The sequence below is a fragment of the Pseudomonas sp. SIMBA_068 genome, from assembly GCF_046534705.1.
Taxonomy (GTDB): domain Bacteria; phylum Pseudomonadota; class Gammaproteobacteria; order Pseudomonadales; family Pseudomonadaceae; genus Aquipseudomonas; species Aquipseudomonas putida.
This window is the reverse complement of record NZ_JAWRYI010000964.1, coordinates 1-256: the sequence shown is the minus strand read 5'-3', so window position 1 is coordinate 256 and position 256 is coordinate 1. Positions and strand designations below refer to the sequence as shown.

General features: G+C 51.2%; 1 protein-coding gene. It reads right to left on the bottom strand.

Annotated elements, in window-relative coordinates:
• Positions 1-51 precede the first annotated feature (51 nt).
• On the bottom strand, positions 52-256 hold a 205-nt coding region (locus SB756_RS32280), incomplete at its 5' end, for an acyl carrier protein (protein WP_410913527.1).

Here is a 256-nt window from a genome sequence, read left to right as displayed (position 1 = left end):
AATGGTCGCTGCTCATTCAGCGGCCTGCAGGGTCAATTGATCTTCAAGCTTCTAGGCGACGAACGTTTCCATCTTCTCCAAGGTTTCAAACCAGTAGCGGACATCGTCACTCAGGTAATCCACTTCGATTTCAAAACAGCCTTCAATGGCGGTAATGACTTCGACGGCCATCAGGCTGTCGAAACGCTCGCCAATGAAGTCGCGAAAACTATCCTGTTTCTCGATGGCAAGGACTTCGTCGCCCAGTAACTGCGCC